The organism is Lampropedia puyangensis, assembly GCF_004833285.1.
Lineage (GTDB): Bacteria > Pseudomonadota > Gammaproteobacteria > Burkholderiales > Burkholderiaceae_C > Lampropedia > Lampropedia puyangensis.
In genome coordinates, this window is record NZ_STFG01000022.1 from 1 (window position 1) to 16,267 (window position 16,267).

Consider the following 16,267-nt stretch of genomic DNA (forward strand, 5'->3'; position numbering starts at 1 on the left):
CCTCGTGGCTGATTTGTTTGCTGCTGTGCCTGAGTTGATTGAAAAGCTGTAAGCGCAGCGCGTATGTGTGTTTGATTGAAGAAATGGCATCCTCAGTGGTGCCATTTTTTCATTTTTGAATGAAAAGAGAATGAGGCAACTATGAGCTACAAAGCCCCCGTCAAAGATTTGCTGTTCAACATGAAGCACCTGGCCAATATCGAGGCCGTTGCACAACTGCCTGGCTTCGAGGATGCCGGTCTTGACACTGCACAAGCAGTGCTGGAAGAGTGCGCCAAATTCAATGAGGATGTGATTGCGCCGCTGAATGTGGCAGGGGATTTGCAGCCATCGAGCTGGAAAGATGGCGTGGTCACCACCACGCCTGGCTTTAAAGAGGCGTTCAAACAATACGCAGAAGGTGGCTGGCAAGGTTTGCAGCATGCCCCCGAGTTTGGTGGGCAAGGTTTGCCAAAGACCATTGGTGCTGCCTGCCAAGAGATTCTCAACAGCGCCAACTTGAGTTTTGCACTGTGTCCTTTGCTCACCGATGGTGCGATTGAAGCGTTGGTCACGGCTGGCAGCGATGAGCTCAAAGCCACATACCTGGACAAGCTCATCTCTGGCCAATGGACAGGTACGATGAATTTGACCGAGCCACAAGCCGGGTCAGACCTGGCATTGGTGCGCAGCCGCGCCGAACCACAGCCAGATGGCTGCTACAAAGTGTTTGGCACGAAAATTTTCATCACCTATGGTGAGCACGATATGGCTGAGAACATCATCCATCTGGTGCTTGCCCGTGTGCAAGGTGCACCTGAAGGCGTCAAAGGCATCAGCTTGTTTGTGGTGCCTAAATTCTTGGTCAATGCCGATGGTTCATTGGGCGCTCGCAACGATGCCCATTGCGTCAGCATCGAGCATAAATTGGGCATCAAAGCATCTCCTACTGCGGTGCTGCAGTTTGGTGATAACGGTGGTGCCACTGGTTATTTGGTGGGCGAAGAAAACCGCGGTTTGGAATACATGTTCATCATGATGAACGCCGCCCGTTACGCAGTGGGCTTGCAAGGCATTTCGGTGTCCGAGCGTTCTTATCAACAGGCCGTGGCCTACGCCCGTGAGCGTGTGCAAAGCCGTCCTGTGGATGGTTCGGTCAAAGGCAGTGCCACGATCATTCACCACCCAGATGTGCGCCGCATGCTGATGACCATGCGCGCCCTGATTGAAGGCACCCGCGCCACGGCCATCACGGCAGCTGCCGCCTACGATGCAGCCCACAAACACCCTGATGCGCAAGTGCGCCAGGACAACCAGACTTTCTATGAGTTTATGGTGCCATTGGTCAAAGGCTATAGCACCGAGATCAGTCAGGAAGTGACGGCCTTGGGCGTGCAAGTGCATGGCGGTATGGGGTTTATTGAGGAAACCGGTTCTGCTCAGCATTACCGCGATTGCAAAATCTTGACCATCTATGAAGGCACAACCGCGATTCAAGCCAATGATCTGGTGGGCCGCAAGACCGGCCGTGATGGCGGTGCCGTTGCCAAGGCCATTGCTGCGCAAATCGAGCAGACTGAAGCCCAGTTGAGCGCTTTGGGTGGCGAGCCTGCACAAGCGGTTGCCCGTGAGCTAGCCCTTGCCCGCCAAGCGTTTTTGGACGTTGTGGATTACATGGTCGCCAATGGCCGCGAGAACCCCAACGCCGCATATGCAGGCAGCGTTCCTTATTTGATGCTGGCGGGTAATTTGGTCGCAGGCTGGAACTTGGGCCGTGCCCTGTTGGTTGCCAGTGCACAATTGAGCCAAGGGGAAGACAAAGCCTTCTATGAGGCCAAGATCACCACGGCGCATTTCTACGCAGAGCACATCTTGCCGCGCACGGCCGCGTTGCGCAGTGCCATCGTTAACGGTGGCCACAGCGTGATGGAGTTGCCAATGGATGCGTTCTAAGCCCAACATAACCCTTGATTTGCAGTTACAAAACCTTGTCGTACTACCTGTACTGATTTGGTTTCGTACCTAGTCTCAATTGCAAACCTTTGGTTTGTAAGGGGGTGTTAGCAGTTCAAAGCGACCTTCGCTACCGACACCCCTTTGCGGCGCAATCGCAAAGGGGTTTTTCAACGTGACAGGGCATTGGCACCTGAGGAGGCTGGACATGGGCAACCGGTTGAGTGCGATTACCACGCGCACAGGGGATGATGGAACGACAGGGCTTGGCGATAACACGCGCTTGTCCAAGGCCTCAACACGCATTGATGCGATTGGTGAGGTGGATGAACTCAACTCCCACATTGGTTTACTGCTATGCGAGCCGTTGCCTGCAGATGTAAGCCAACTGCTTCAAGGCGTGCAGCACCAGCTTTTTAATTTAGGCGGTGAGCTGTCCATGCCGGGCTACCAGTTGCTGCAAGACGATGCGTTGCACACATTGGATGCAGCACTGGTGCAGTACAACGCCCATCTGCCCAGATTGAAAGAATTTATTTTGCCTGCAGGCAGTCGCTCTGCTGCGCAGGCGCATGTCTGTCGCACCGTAGCACGCCGCGCTGAGCGCGCAGTCGTGGCCATAGGCCAAACCGAATCTATGCTGCCCGGGCCGCAGCGCTACCTCAACCGCTTATCTGATCTGTTGTTTGTGTTGTCGCGGCACTTAAACTTGAACCATGGTGAGGGGGAGGTGTATTGGCAAAGCGAGCGCCTTAAAGCCCAAGGCGAAGGTGCAGACGGCGGCGACCGCGCTGAAAAGGCTGCTGATTAATCAATCAGCAAGCCGGCCTGAACACCTTATCAACTTCTTTTATTGTCCGTTGCCCAAAATCGCCATGGTGATGCGCGAGACGCACACCAGTTTTTGCGCTTCATCGTGGATATCAATTTGCCACACATGCGTGGTGCGGCCAACGTGCACTGGGCGAGCCGTGCCTGTCACCCAGCCAGAAGTCACGGCACGCAAGTGATTGGCGTTGATGTCAAGCCCCACTGCATGGTGTCCTTCTGGCGCCGAGTAATAGGCGCCCATGGAGCCTAGGGTTTCAGCCAGCACCACGCTACAGCCGCCATGCAATAAGCCAAATGGCTGTTTGGTACGTGCATCCACCGGCATACGGGCGCGCAGAAAATCTTCGCCAATTTCTACCACCTCAATGCCCAGATGGGAGACCGCGGTGTTGGCCTGACTGCGCTCCATGATGTCTTTGCTGATGTCTTTTTTCCAGATCGCCATGGCGCTACGCCCTTTATTCCAATAGAGGTCATGAGACAACATGCAAGCGCGCTGGGCTCTGATTCGGCGCATGCCGGTTTACTGCCGCACATGGGGCCGTGTTAGGCGGAAATTTGTCAGGCACAGCGGGCGCTCATGCTGTATGTTTGAGGCCCATCAAGCCGATAGGCTTGGGCATTGTACGGCGCTCAGCTTGTGCCAGGCTGTCGCCTATGTTGGGGCAGAAGATGGAGCAAGCGCATTGCCTAAACAGCGCTGCGCTTGTGCATGTTCTGATGTCCTTCAGATCAAGGGCGGCGCAATGGTGGGGGGCTCTTGGTTGGTAGACGCTGTTTTTTCGGCATCGTTGTTGCGCACCACTAAAACCGGCACCTGTACAGAACCCAGAACACGGTCTGTGGTGCTGCCAAGAAGAAATTTCTCTAAACCAGAGCGGCCATGCGAGGCCATGATGATCAGAGAAATACCACGCTCCTGCACCGCCTGTGAGATGGTGTTTTGCACAATGGAGCCTTCAAGCGACAAGGTCTCAACCTGCAAGTTGTCTGCCTCTAAAAGACTGCGGGCTTTTTGCAGGGCCTGTTCAGCTTGCTCGCTGGATTCAGCCACGTACTGGGCTTGTCCGTAAGCCAAGTCGGTACCAATGCCGGTGAACGGGTAAGGGTCAACGACATACAGCACCAGCACTGAACTGCCGAATGCCTTGCCAATGGCACGTGCATGGTCGATCGCGCAAAAAGAAGTGTCGGTCCCGTCAATGGGCACCATGATATGGGAGTAGTTGGGCATCGCTGAACCTCCTGTCAGTGGGTTGAGATGAATGCTGTCCAAGCACCACGGCTCAATAGTAGCGCGATTTTGCTGCTGTGTGGACGACGATATCCATCAAGACCAGTTGCACGTCTCAATATCGTTTATGCCGCAGGTTCAGTCTGGTTGCTGTGTGGTGGTGCGCAGGCAGGGCGTTGTGTGCGTTTGCGCAGTACAAAGTAGTAGCGGCCTGCTTGCAAACCGTGCTCTACCAAGGTATGTCCACTTTGCTGTGCATAACGGGGAAAATCTACGGCAGAGGCGGGGTCTGACGTTTCAACGCGCAGCAATTGCCCTGCGCTCAAGGTTTGCAGGGCTTGCCTGGCTTTCAAGATGGGAATGGGGCACTCGTCTGAGAAGGCATCCACAACCGCTGCCACTGCGGTCACTGTTGGTGCGCTGATAGGTGGTTGTACTGCTTTACTGCGCTGGGAGGCAACAATGGCGTGCTGCGGCATGGGAGCCTTGCGCACAACGTCGCAATGCCCAGCGGTCTGGGCCGTGTTGGTGTGATGACGCACAGCTAGCACCTGGGCCATGATGCTGACGGCTATTTCAGGCGGGGTTTTGCTGCCAATAGCGAGGCCGGCAGGGCCATGCAGGCGGGCGATGGCATTTGGCGAGAGACCACCAAATGCCGCCAGGCGGGCACGCCGCTTGGCGGCGTTGGTGCTGGAGCCGATAGCGCCTACATAAAACGCTTGGCTTTGCAGGGCTTCGATCAATGCCACGTCATCGAGTTTGGGGTCGTGCGAGAGGGTGATCACGCAACTGCGTGCGTCGGGCGCGAAAGCGTGCACGGCATCGTCGGGCATGGCACCCGTGGTGTGTATGTCCTGCGCGGATAAACGGGCCTGCATGCCGCTGCGCGGATCGCAGACAGTGACCTGGAAACCATTGAATTGCGCCATGGCGGCCAAATAGGTGGCAATATCGCCAGCCCCAATCAGCAGCATGCGCCAGGCGGGGCCCAACGTGCACTGCATGCTGTGGGCATCGCAGTGCAGTGCAATGGCTGTGCTGGCGGTGGCGCAGTGCACAGCGCCGGTATGCAGATCCACTCGCTTGTGCATCAATCCCCCGGCGGCGATGGCTTCTACCAACGTGCGCAGTACGTGCGCATCAGGGTTGAATTCCAGCAGCAATTCGAGTGTGCCGCCGCAAGGCAAGCCCAGTTGATGCGCTTCCTCGGAGGTGATGCCGTAGTGCCGCCGCTCTGGTGCTGCGTTGCTCCATGCGGGAGCGCCGGGGGTGGGCAGCAAGCGGGTGCGTAATGCGTCTTCAATACACCCCCCGGAAACGGAGCCGACGGTGTCTCCGTGGGCATTCAATGCCATGAGTGAACCCACGGCCCTTGGCGCGGAACCCCAAGTGCGCAAGACAGTCACCAATACGGCAGGAATGTGCTGTTCGCGCCATTGCATTGCACTGCGCAGAACGTGCAGCTCGGCATCATCAGGCATGATCAAACGGTCCTTTCAAGTGGTGTTGGTGCAGGGCTTTTGCCAGCAGGTATGGGGTGTCCACGTCGATCACGATGCCACTGTCAGGCACCGGCAGCTCATACACAGCCCCAATTTCACGGGTTTGCTGCACGATGGCCTTGGCGCCGCAATCGCCGCGCAGGTTCAGCAACGCTTGCTTGTGCTTGGCGGCAAAACCAACGGGATGGCCGCGCTGCCCTTGGTAGCACGGTACAACCACACTGGCAGGTTGCGTTTGCAATGTATGGGCCACTGCGCGCAAGGTTGCAGCTTGTACCAAAGGCATGTCGGCGGGCAGGATGAGCCAGCCCGCCGCGTTGGCTGTGCTGGCTACGCCTAGCGCGATCGAGTCGCCCATGCCGGGTGTGCCACCAGCGGGGCGCACAAGGTGCCATGCCAAACCGCTGCTGCGCACCTGGGCCAAGGTGCTCTGCAGCACGCTGGTGCCTGCAAAATCGGCATCAAGCTTGTGGCCATGCCCACCTGCAGCGCGAAAGCGCGTGCTTTGCCCGGCTGCAAGCACGAGGACGATGATCGGCTGCGGTACTGCAGGCATGGCGCTACACGGCTGGTGGCGGCAGGGTTTCGGCAGGGAACAGTTGGGCAATGGCGCGCCGGATGCCGCCATACCCAGTGCAGCGACAGAGGTTGCCACACATCATGCTTTCTGCTTCCTGCCTGTTGGGGAGTGGCAATTGCTGATGCAGCCAGCTCAAATGCACGACCATGCCTGCGCTGCAGTAGCCGCATTGCACGCCGCCGCAGGCGTCTAGCGCTTGCATGACAGGCTGGGCCACCGGATCTTCGCGCAGCGATTCGATTGTGCGTACACGCTGGCCTTGCAGTTGGTAGGCCATCAGCAGGCAGGCATTGGCTGGCGCATCGTTGAACCAGACCATGCAGGCGCCACAACGCCCCACCTCGCAGCCAGGTTTGGCCCCAACCAAATGCCAATGCTCGCGCAGCAAGGTTAGCAAGCGGGTGTCGGGTGTGCAGCGAGCGCTGACAGATTGGCTGTTGAGTTCCAGGCAGAGATCGATCCATTCAACAGCATCTGGCTGTGTGGGATACGGCTGCGCATGCGTTGTTTTGCAGGGCAATAAGGGCATTGAACAGTCAGACATCGGTGCGCTCCAGCATGGCAATCACATCGTTGGGCAATACGGGCAAGTGTGTGACCGGGTGGCGCAGTGCGCGGGCTAAAGCATTGGCCACAACGGGGGTCGCAAAGTTCACGCTGATCTCGCCTGCACCTCGTGGGCCAATGGGGTCGGCTTCTGGCAGGTTTTGGATGGCCAGTACGTCCATCTCCGGGGCATCGGCAAAGGTCGGTATGAAGTAAGCATCAAGATTGCGGGCGGTGTAGCGGCCTTGCACACAGGGCAGGTCTTCCTGTGTGCACATGGCCATACCCATCACCGCTCCGCCTTCCATCTGGCCGAGCATCCCTTGTGGGGACACTACAGGCCCCAGCGCTGAACACATGACCATTTTTTCTACCTGCACCATGCCGTTCCAGCAATCTACGCGTACCTGCGCCAGCGCAGCACAAGCGCCAAACACAAAGTGGGTGTCATGGGCATTGCACTGTGGGTCTTCAGCGTGTAATTCCACAGTAATGGATGGCAGTGCATGGACAGGCAAGGCGTGGGCTAATTGGGCATAGCTGATAGCGCATGTGTGTTCACGGTACAGTCCGCCAGCGCCGAGTTTGAGTTGGGCGGGCTCGCATGCCAGTACACGAGCTGCTGCTGCGCACAATTGTTGGTGCCAGCTGGCACTGGCCTGGGCTGCCGCACGCCATGCCAGTGTGGTGGCGCGCGAGGCTGCGACTGGCCCTGAATCTGGAGTGCAGCGCGTATCGCCCAACACGGGGCGGACGTCGGTAGCGGCGCAATGCAAATGGCGCACACACACATTGCGCATGCTGCCAATCAGGTTTTGACCCAATTCGGTAAAGCCGCAACGCAGTTCAATCATGCCGTCGGCGGCCAAGGCCAAGACCATGCGACTGTGGCTCGGACCCCCTTTGCCAAAACCGTCGCTGCGGTGTACCAAGGCAAGGCCCACGCCATGCAGATAGCGGCCACTGCCGCTGTGCCAACGCTTTGGCCCTTGCCACAGCGGGTGCTGGCGTGCCACGTCTAACGCCCGTTGGGGGCCATCAAAGGGCACAACGGTTTGCCCTAGCGGGCCGGGATCTGTGGGGGCGGTTAGGTTCAGAGCGCGAAAGGCTGCGGCATCGATGCCGACTTTTTCCGCCAGCAAGTCCATTTGTTGTTCCAGCGCGAACTGCACCTGCACGGCGCCAAAACCACGAAAGGCCCCAGCAACGCCGTTGTTGGTGTAGGCCAGGCGGGCATGCAGATCCACTGCGCAGTAGCGGTATGGGCCAGGTGCGTGTTCCAGGGCCGCATCCAGCACTTCGGGGCCATGGGTGGCGTAGGCGCCGGTGTCAGCCAAGATGTCGGTGTACTGAAAGCACAAACGTCCTTGCGCGTCGCAGCCAGTGCGCATGCGGATACGCATGGGGTGGCGTTTGACACCGAAATCCACCGATTGGGTGCGACTCAAGTGCATACGGACAGGGAGCTGGGTTTTCCAGGCCAGCAAGGCGGCAATGGGCTGGATGGTGAGTTCATCTTTGCCGCCATAAGAGCCGCCAACCGGCGTACCTACCGAGTGCACTTGCGTGCGTGCTAATCCGAGCATGTCGGCAATGACTTGGCATTCACGGGCAGGGTTGTGGCCCGCGAAATACAGGCGCAAGCCGCCGTGCCCATCCGGTTCGGCAACTCCCCCTTCGGTTTCCAGAAAGGCGTGCAGTTGGCGCGGTGTGGTGTAGATGTGTTCTACAACATGCGAGGCTTGTGCCTCGGCGGCACGCAGGTTGCCATGCTGGTAGTGCGTTTGGTGCAGTAAATTGCCGCCTTGGTGTACCCAGGCTTCGGGCGGCAAGTCCGTCTGCAAAGCCGCCTCAGGGTCGTCCACCAGTGGCAGCGCTTCGTAGTGCACTTCAATCGCTGCCAGCGCAGCATAGGCGGTGGCCAAATCGTCTGCTGCAACGGCAGCTACGGCATCCCCCACATACCGCACTTTGTCGCTGCACAGCACAGGGCGGTCTACTTTGCGCAAACCATACAAGGCTTCGCCAGGGATATCTGCATGGGTGAGCACGGCATGTACACCGGCGATGGCGCGTGCTTTGGTGGTATCGATGTGCACTATGCGTGCATGGGGCAAGGGACTGCCGAGGAATAAGCCACGCAGCTGGCCTGTGGCAATGCGGTCGCTCAGGTAGCCCGGCGTACCACCGAGTTTTGCACGGCTGTCAGGGCGACGATCAAGCGGTGCATCGTTGAGTCGCAGGATGTCGTGTGGCGTTGACCATGTGTGCGTCATGGGGTAACCCTCTATGGCAGACAGCCGCTGTGGCCTGCAATCAAACGGCTGGCGATGGCAGCCAGATCGACAGGCAGACTTTCAAGGCAGGCCGCGCGAATGCGGTGCAAATTGAGGGGGGCGTGTTGGCTGTCATGGCCATTCGCACACAGTGTTTCTACCGTAAACAGGCGGTGCGCTATGGTGCCAGGCGCTGCGGCAGCAACGCGCTCAAGTACGGGGCAAGCGCTGGTGCTCCAACGCATGGCGATACGGATGCGTGCGGGCGAGAATGCCGCGCGGTGGCCCACTTTTTCAAAGGCGGTGCGAGGCACAGCTAGGTCGTCATGGCGGGGCAACCAGAACGCTGTCATCAACGGGCGCACGGGCTGGGCCAGTAGGGTGTGCAGCGCCTCGCAGCTGCCGTTGGCCAGTTCGGCTTGGGCATCTAAGGCCAAAAGTACTGGGCAGGTGTCGCCTACCCCCCAGCCGAGGTTGCCGCCCAGCGTACCCACGCGGCGAATCCCCGGTGCGCCCAATTGCGCCAATGCCTCGCACAGCATGGGGGCGTGCTGGCGCACGATGGGGTGGGTGCGTACCGTTTCCAGTCTTGCCCCTGCACCGATGCGAAGCCCCGCGTTGGTCAACGCGATGCTTTGGGTTTGGGGCCAGCCCATGAGGTCAATGAAGTGCACGTCCAGCGGCGCCAGGCGTGGGTCAGCCCATTCTTGCTGTACGACAGTGCCGCCTGAGATAAAGCGGGCAGCAGGCCCCAAGTCATTGGCCCACTGCTGGGCTTGGACTGGCGTGTGGGGAGTGAGTAAACGCACCGTGGCCTCGCTGCTGTGTTGCTGATTAATGCTGCGCCCAAAAGCGTTGGTGCAAGGCCAGAATGTCGTCGTGAACAGCCGCCACTGGGCCGATCAACTCCACCGGTTTTTGCCCGTGTGCGAACACATAGCGCGAGTCCACACTCATGGTCGGGTTCTCGCCGTGGTTGCCGGTGCATTGCAACAGGTCGTGTTCGGTCATGCCAAACACCACTCGACCAATGTTGGCCCAGTAGGCCGTGCCTGCACACATGCAGCAAGGCTCAACGGTGGTGTAGAGGGTGCAGGCCCATAAATACTCGGCACTGTAGTTGTGTGCCGCTACCCGTGCCAGAGTGGATTCGGCATGGTTAACAGTGTCGATGTTGCATTGCTCCATCAAAACGGTTTCATGGTCCGGCGCAACCAGAATGGCACCGAACGGGTGTTTTCCCAAAGTCACAGCACGTTGCGCTACGGTGCCTGCATGACGTAAATGGCGCAGCAGTTGTTCTTCACTTGGTGGGCTGCGTTTTACCGCAGGTGCTGTGGTGGGGTGGGGTGTCTCGGCTGTCATGGAATTGAGGCTAGTCGATGGGGCTCAAGCAAGGCTGGTCAAGCGTGTGGATGAGGGGTCAATGGCCCGCGTTTTGGCTCCAGGGAAACAAACGCGCTTGCAGCCAGCGCACCAGGCCATACAAGACCAGACTGCTCAACACCAACAAAGCCAATGCGGCAAAGGCCACGGGTACACGAAAGGATGAGGTGGAAAACAAGATCAGATAGCCCAGCCCTTTTTCTGCGGCAACAAACTCCGCAACCACAGCGCCCACAATGGCCAGCGTGATGGACACCTTGAGCGCGGAGAAAAGGTACGGAACGGCATAGGGCATGCGAATTTGCCAGTACTGGCGTGACGTGCTGGCACGCAGCGAGCGCGAGAGCTCCACCAATTCAGCAGGTACAGAGGCTAAACCCAATGCCGTGGAGACTACCAGCGGGAAAAAGGCGATCAGGGTGGTAATGACCACGCGTGGCAACCAGCCTGCACCCAAGGTCACCACGATGATGGGGGCGATGGCCACAATAGGTGTGGATTGGATCACCACCAGCCACGGCATGATGATGCGTGAGAGCAATGGAGAACGTGTGATGGAAATGGCCAACGGCAGCGCCAGGGCAATCGCAACCAGGTAGCCAGCCAGTGCCACTTGCAACGTGGCGGCGGCATGTTCAAACCAGCGCGCCGGGCCAAGCCCGATGGCAGCCGAAACAATGGCACTGGGTGCAGGCAAGATGTATTCGGGCACTTGTGCGAATTGGCAAATCAATTGCCATGCGATCAGCACAACGATAAAAACCAAGGCCGAAGCGTAACGGCTGGCTAAAGCACGCAAACGCGAGGGCAGTGTTTGTGCGGCATTGTCTGCAGGTTCAGAGGCATGCGTGCGCACATGGGGGCTTGGCGCGGCGGTATGGGGGCTGCTGGTTGAGGTGGTCATAAGCGGGCTCAAGCAGGGGTGCGGCTGAAAACTTGTACGCGAATGTCATTGGCCATTTGCGTGAAGATGGGGTCGGTCAGGGTTGCCATGTTGCGCGGGCGGGGCAGCGGCACATCGATGATGTCGTCGACTTTGCCCGGGCGTGCGCTCATAACGACAATGCGGTCTGACAGCAACAGTGCTTCTTGAATCGAGTGGGTCACGAAAACGACGGTTTTGGGCCGTTCGTTCCAAATGCGCAGCAGCTCGAAACTCATTTCATCGCGTGTCAACGCGTCAAGGGCAGAGAAGGGCTCATCCATCAGCAAAATGTCAGGATCGTGCAGCAGCGAGCGCGCAATCGAGACGCGTTGCTGCATGCCGCCTGAGAGTTCGCCTGGACGCTTGTGGCCGAAGTCGGCCAGGCCAATCATTTCCAGCAGTTCGCGGGCGCGGGCATGCTCGGCATCGGTCACGCGGCCGTATTTGTGCTTCATCGGAAAGGTGATGTTGTCAAGCACCGACAGCCAGGGAAGCAAGGTTGGTTTTTGGAACACCATGCCGATTTCGTCGCGTGGCTCTGTCACGGGCATGCCGAAAATACGCACTTGGCCAGAGGTGGGTTGCAGCAAGCCCGAAATCAAACGCAAGATGGTGGATTTGCCGCAGCCAGAGGGGCCGATGAGGGAGACAAACTCATTCTTGCGCAAATGCAGGTCAACCCCTTGAAGGGCCACAATGCGGCCTCCGTCGCTGGCACCAAACACTTGGCCAACGGCATCAAGATCAATCACATGTTCCATGGCGAAGCCCATTCTCAGGCCTTTGTAAAAGGGGTGGTCAAACAGTGTGGTTGGTGGATTTTGTTTCTCCACCAACGCCGTTTCAATCAAGGCTTGAGAAAGCTGCGGTCAACCAGTTGTTCAGGTTGCACTTTGTCTGCAGCGTAGTCCATCGATTGCGATACCCAGCCCCATGTGGCTTGCAGCAAGGCGGGGTCAAATGTGCCGAAACCGAACTTCTCGCTGACTTCGTTTTTCAACAAAGGAATGGAGGATTCAAATTCCGCTTGAACCACAGCAGCATTGGCTTCGGGGACATTGGCCTGCAAGTCCTTGGCCGCTTGCGCTGGGTTGGCGATCGCAAAGTTCACCGACTTCACCAGTGCGCGCATATAGCGTTGCAGCACTTCTGGCCTGTCTTTGATGAGCTTGTCGCTGGCCATGGCAGACCAGCCGTAGCCATCAAGGCCAAATTGGGTCCACGGCAGAATGGCCAGTTCTTGTTTGGCTTGGCCCAGCACATCCACAAAGGCGGGCCCCACCGTGACCCAGTTGATGGTGGCGTCTACACGCCCTTGTGCCAGCATGGGGGCCATGGTGGAGGGGTCTGTCTTGATGACGCGGATTTTGCTGACATCCACCCCATTTTTCTTCAGCACCACAGGCCACAGCGCGTTGGACGATGAAAACGTGGGCATCGCGACGGTTTTGCCTTCCATGTCTTTGAGCGATTGGATGCTGCTGCTGGCGCGGGTGAACAAGGCATCGGGTTGTTTGGAGTACAACGACATCACTGCCTTGACAGGCACATCGGCTTCGGCCGCCGCCATCATCAAGGCGGAGAGGCCAGCAAAGCCGACATCTGCAGTGCCTGTAGCAATTTTGGTGACCGCATCAGAGGAGCCGCGACCGGTCAAGACCGTCACTTCCAAGCCCTCTTCTTTGAAAAAGCCTTGTTCTATGCCCGCGTATACGAAGGCTTTGTCGCCACCGGGCAACCAGTCCAGCTGGACGGTGAGTTTGTCTGCAGCATGGGCTGCTGTACCGAGCAAGCTGGCAGTGGCCAGAGTCAAGGCGGTCAACAAAGGGCGCAATGTCATGGGAATCTCCGAGGGGTAAAACAAGCCAGAAGTGCTGGCCATCATGGTTGGTAAGCCGTCTCTTGCGCTGCGCAAGCTTGTGCTGATGAGAGGGATACAGCAAAGTCCGCGCCAGTTTGTGTTGGAGCGATGAAATGGCGCTGCTCCAAGTGCAGCAGCAGTTGTTGTGTCAACAGCGCAGGGCATGCCAGTTGTGGCACATGGCCGCAATCGAGGCTCAAGCGACTGGCGCCTGGCGAGAGCGTTTGCATATGGCGCTGCAAGGCCAGCAAAATGGAGCGATCGCGCAGGCACTCCACATAAATGCGTGGCACTGTGCCAAAGCACTCGGGCGTCAAATGGTTGCGCATGGCACGGCCCGATTCGGGTTGCCATACGAAATGGCGAGCCACTTGCCTGGCGTGTTCAGGCTCGCAATCGTGTAAGAAAAAATGCTGCGCCACGGCCTCGGGTACGCTGCTGGCGTGGCCACTTCTGTCCCATTGCAAATGCGGGCCAATGCCTTCGTAAGCCCATTGTGGGTGGGCCTGTTGGCATGCGTCGATGGCATCGCCAAGGCTCCAGCCATGTGGCAACATCATTCCTGCCAAATACACCAGTGCAGCAACAGCATGCGGGCGTTCTTGGGCGACTTGTGATGCGGTCATACCGCCGCCACTGTGGCCCACCACAACGGCTGGGCCATCCAGACTGTCGAGCACGCGCAGCACATGTGCGGTGTAGTCTTGCAAGTGCGGCTGCACTTGGGTTGGCCAACTCAACGTGGCGGGTACGCCATTGCCAGGCAGATCCACCGCATGCACATTCCAGCCTGCGGCTTGCAAATGCGGCACCCAGGCCTGAAAGGCCCAGCTGCCCTGCCAAGCACCGTGGATGAGGACGATGTGGCTGACCTTGTTGAACGTGTTGTTGGGCATACCTCTGGCCTTATCCGTAGGTGCGTTGGTAGCAGGCGATTTGGTGCTGCTCAACCGTGACGGTGGGGTACTTGGGCTGTTGGCCTTTTGTCAGGCAGCTTGGAATGCAGCGGATTTCATGCAAAGGGTTGCCTGTGAAGAAAAACGGCACCGAATAGCGCTGCCCGCCTGAACGGTTGATGACGCGGTGCAGGGTGGAGACATAGTGGTCATTCGTCCAGCGGGCCATCAAGTCGCCGATGTTGACCACATAGGCGCCATCCACGGGAGGCGCATCCATCCAGTTGTTGTGCAAGGTATCCCATACCTGCAAGCCACCGGCTTGGTCTTGCAGCAACAAAGTCAAACCACCAAAGTCGGTATGCGCGCCACAGCCCTGTTCACGTTCGGCAGGCTGTACTGGCTGAGGTGGGTAGTGCAGCAGGCGCAAAGTGGCAGCGGCTTCGTGCAGATACGCATCAAAGTAATCGTCTTCGACCCCTAAGGAAAGGCCAAAAGCGCGTATTAGGCGTGCGCCTAACGCATAAGCTTGCGTGTAATACGCCTGCATGACGGTGCGAAACTGCGTTGGCTGTTCTGGCCATTGGTTAGGGCCCGTATTGAACCGTTTGGCCAATACGCGGGGATCGTCTGCCGGTACTTCCGCTCCGATGTAGAAGCTCTCTTTCAGATCAGGGGCAGCCCCAGCTTCCAGCGTTTGTGCGCGCAGTGGTTCGTAGCCTCGATTGCACATTGAATGGCGTTTGTCGAGTGCGTTTTTGGCGGCATCCTCTTGGGAAAAGAAAGCGCGGCTGCAAGCAAAAACCGATTCAATCAAGGCCGAATCCACCCCATGGTTGACCACATAGAAGAAGCCGCGTTCCTGACAGGCTTGCCCCAGTTGCTGGGCAACGCCTCTTTGCGCTGCGACGTCCCCGGTGCGCAAAGGGCCAATGTCGATGATGGGGAGTGCGGCAGACATAACGGAAAACCTTGTATGAGTGGGCTAAGGGGAGGTGATGGGGTGTGAGAGCGGGGCGTCAATGACCGTGGTGAAGGCAGTGTAGAAAGGCGTTGGTGCATTGAATAGCATCGTTTTTCGAACTGGGTGATGCCAAAAATCGCTCACCAAAATGGATGAACCGTATCGGTGCATAGGCACTGGCATGCCTCTTTTTGGTGCGTTTTTTTTAAAGGGTGGAGGAGCCCGCCACAGGAGGGTAGGTTTCGATGGCGCGCAAGGTGATTTGCAGGAATGCATCGACCGCAGGTGGCAGCGAGCGGCCTGCACGCACATACACCCCCAGCTCCGAAAAGGTCGCTTGTGGTGCATCCAGTGGAATATGGGCCAAAGCGCCTTCCGCGATTTCTGTTTCGATTCCAATACGGCTTTGGAAGAAAATCCCTACGCCTTGTGAGGCCAAACGCTTGCCCAACTCCACAGAGGAGACCTCCATGCACACATGCATGCGGCCTTTGTAGTGTTGAATAGCTGGTTGCAGCAGGGCCCAGATGGACAGTGCCTGCGTAGGCAAAATCAGTGGATACTGGGCGCAGTCTGCAAAGCTCACGCGTTGCGATGGTGCCAGCGGATGCCCGCCGGGGACAACGGCCCCCAATCCAAAATGCCGAACCGCGCATTGGCGGATATGGTCGTGGCGTTGAATGGCAAAGCCAATGCCCACATCGGCATCCCCTGCGATCAAGGCGCGCACGACTTCGTCAGATCCGCAGGTGAGCACGCGCAATGTAATACCTGGGTAGCGCTGGCGCATTTGGGCAAGTACGGCGGGCAAAATGTCTGCATTCAGCCCTTCAACCGCAGCGATGGCGATGGCGCCACGGTGCACGCCCCGTAGCAACTCCAGCTCAGATAGCAAGCGATTCTGGTCTTGCAGCACGGTCAGCACATGGCGTGAGAAAGCTTCTCCTGCCACGGTCAATTGCAAGCCTGTGGGCAGACGGTCGAACAAGGCGGCGTTGAGCTCGCCTTCAAGCTGCAAAAGCTGCCGGTTCACTGCCGAAGACGATACATGCAAGCGTCGCGCAGCCTCGCGAATGGAGCCGCAGCGGCGAATCATGTCGAAGTAAACAATAGAGCGGGAATGGATGTGCATGCCCTTTGTAGAGCATTGACTGTGCCAAGTGCATTCGCACGCTGATGCATTGCGGTGGCGCAGCCATCCTGCTGCAGGAACTTGTGTCCAGGAGGTGAGGTCGTGACAACGTTTTACGCGTTTGTATCTTAGAGCGGCGCATTAGAAACTGGCTTGTGCCCACTCAAAGGTGAATGGGTATGAAGCTTATTGGTTGCTT

Annotated in this window: 16 protein-coding genes; 2 read left to right on the top strand and 14 right to left on the bottom strand. The window is 58.1% G+C overall.

The features are described 5' to 3' along the window. The first annotated feature begins 141 nt into the window (after positions 1–141). Positions 142–1,932 carry an acyl-CoA dehydrogenase C-terminal domain-containing protein gene (locus E9531_RS14660; RefSeq protein WP_136574521.1) on the top strand — a complete coding sequence of 597 codons (1,791 nt, stop codon included), beginning with the start codon at positions 142–144 and terminating at the stop codon, positions 1,930–1,932. A gap of 208 nt (positions 1,933–2,140) precedes the next feature. Further along, positions 2,141–2,743, top strand: a complete 603-nt coding sequence (locus tag E9531_RS14665; protein ID WP_136574522.1) for a cob(I)yrinic acid a,c-diamide adenosyltransferase — start codon at positions 2,141–2,143, stop codon at positions 2,741–2,743. Between the two features lie 39 nt (positions 2,744–2,782). Here E9531_RS14665 and E9531_RS14670 read toward each other — a convergent pair whose 3' ends face one another. From E9531_RS14670 to E9531_RS14735, 14 genes are all read right to left on the bottom strand, one after another. Beyond that, positions 2,783–3,208 carry a hotdog fold thioesterase gene (locus tag E9531_RS14670; protein WP_136574523.1) on the bottom strand — a complete coding sequence of 142 codons (426 nt, stop codon included), beginning with the start codon at positions 3,206–3,208 and terminating at the stop codon, positions 2,783–2,785. 282 nt (positions 3,209–3,490) lie between these two features. Next, positions 3,491–3,997, bottom strand: coding sequence for a universal stress protein (locus E9531_RS14675; RefSeq protein WP_136574524.1), 507 nt, complete (start codon positions 3,995–3,997; stop codon positions 3,491–3,493). 125 nt (positions 3,998–4,122) lie between these two features. Further along, the gene (locus E9531_RS14680) at positions 4,123–5,481 is read right to left on the bottom strand and encodes an XdhC family protein (protein ID WP_136574525.1); all 1,359 of its coding nucleotides are present in this window, start codon (positions 5,479–5,481) and stop codon (positions 4,123–4,125) included. After that, a complete protein-coding gene (locus E9531_RS14685; protein ID WP_136574526.1) occupies positions 5,474–6,058 on the bottom strand; it encodes a nucleotidyltransferase family protein in 585 nt (194 codons plus the stop codon). The genes E9531_RS14680 and E9531_RS14685 overlap by 8 nt, the downstream gene beginning before the upstream one ends. A gap of 4 nt (positions 6,059–6,062) precedes the next feature. Beyond that, positions 6,063–6,626 (bottom strand): (2Fe-2S)-binding protein, encoded by a 564-nt coding sequence (locus E9531_RS14690; RefSeq protein WP_244610138.1) that lies wholly within the window; start codon positions 6,624–6,626, stop codon positions 6,063–6,065. Further along, positions 6,619–8,904, bottom strand: a complete 2,286-nt coding sequence (locus tag E9531_RS14695) for a xanthine dehydrogenase family protein molybdopterin-binding subunit (protein WP_136574527.1) — start codon at positions 8,902–8,904, stop codon at positions 6,619–6,621. Before E9531_RS14695 ends, E9531_RS14690 begins: the two co-directional genes overlap by 8 nt. Before the next feature lie 11 nt (positions 8,905–8,915). Further along, a complete protein-coding gene (locus tag E9531_RS14700) occupies positions 8,916–9,713 on the bottom strand; it encodes an FAD binding domain-containing protein (protein ID WP_136574528.1) in 798 nt (265 codons plus the stop codon). Positions 9,714–9,738: 25 nt separating this feature from the next. Continuing rightward, positions 9,739–10,269: a nucleoside deaminase gene (locus E9531_RS14705; RefSeq protein WP_136574529.1), complete on the bottom strand. Its 531-nt coding sequence runs from the start codon at positions 10,267–10,269 to the stop codon at positions 9,739–9,741. A gap of 58 nt (positions 10,270–10,327) precedes the next feature. Next, positions 10,328–11,194, bottom strand: coding sequence for an ABC transporter permease (locus E9531_RS14710; protein ID WP_244610139.1), 867 nt, complete (start codon positions 11,192–11,194; stop codon positions 10,328–10,330). 8 nt (positions 11,195–11,202) lie between these two features. After that, positions 11,203–11,976 carry an ABC transporter ATP-binding protein gene (locus E9531_RS14715; RefSeq protein ID WP_136574560.1) on the bottom strand — a complete coding sequence of 258 codons (774 nt, stop codon included), beginning with the start codon at positions 11,974–11,976 and terminating at the stop codon, positions 11,203–11,205. A gap of 86 nt (positions 11,977–12,062) precedes the next feature. Then, a complete protein-coding gene (locus E9531_RS14720; protein WP_136574530.1) occupies positions 12,063–13,055 on the bottom strand; it encodes an ABC transporter substrate-binding protein in 993 nt (330 codons plus the stop codon). A 41-nt stretch (positions 13,056–13,096) separates the two neighbouring features. Continuing rightward, positions 13,097–13,972 (bottom strand): alpha/beta fold hydrolase, encoded by an 876-nt coding sequence (locus E9531_RS14725; protein WP_136574531.1) that lies wholly within the window; start codon positions 13,970–13,972, stop codon positions 13,097–13,099. Positions 13,973–13,982: 10 nt separating this feature from the next. Further along, positions 13,983–14,933: an isopenicillin N synthase family dioxygenase gene (locus E9531_RS14730; protein WP_136574532.1), complete on the bottom strand. Its 951-nt coding sequence runs from the start codon at positions 14,931–14,933 to the stop codon at positions 13,983–13,985. A gap of 208 nt (positions 14,934–15,141) precedes the next feature. After that, positions 15,142–16,068, bottom strand: coding sequence for a LysR family transcriptional regulator (locus E9531_RS14735; protein ID WP_136574533.1), 927 nt, complete (start codon positions 16,066–16,068; stop codon positions 15,142–15,144). Positions 16,069–16,267: the final 199 nt, after the last annotated feature.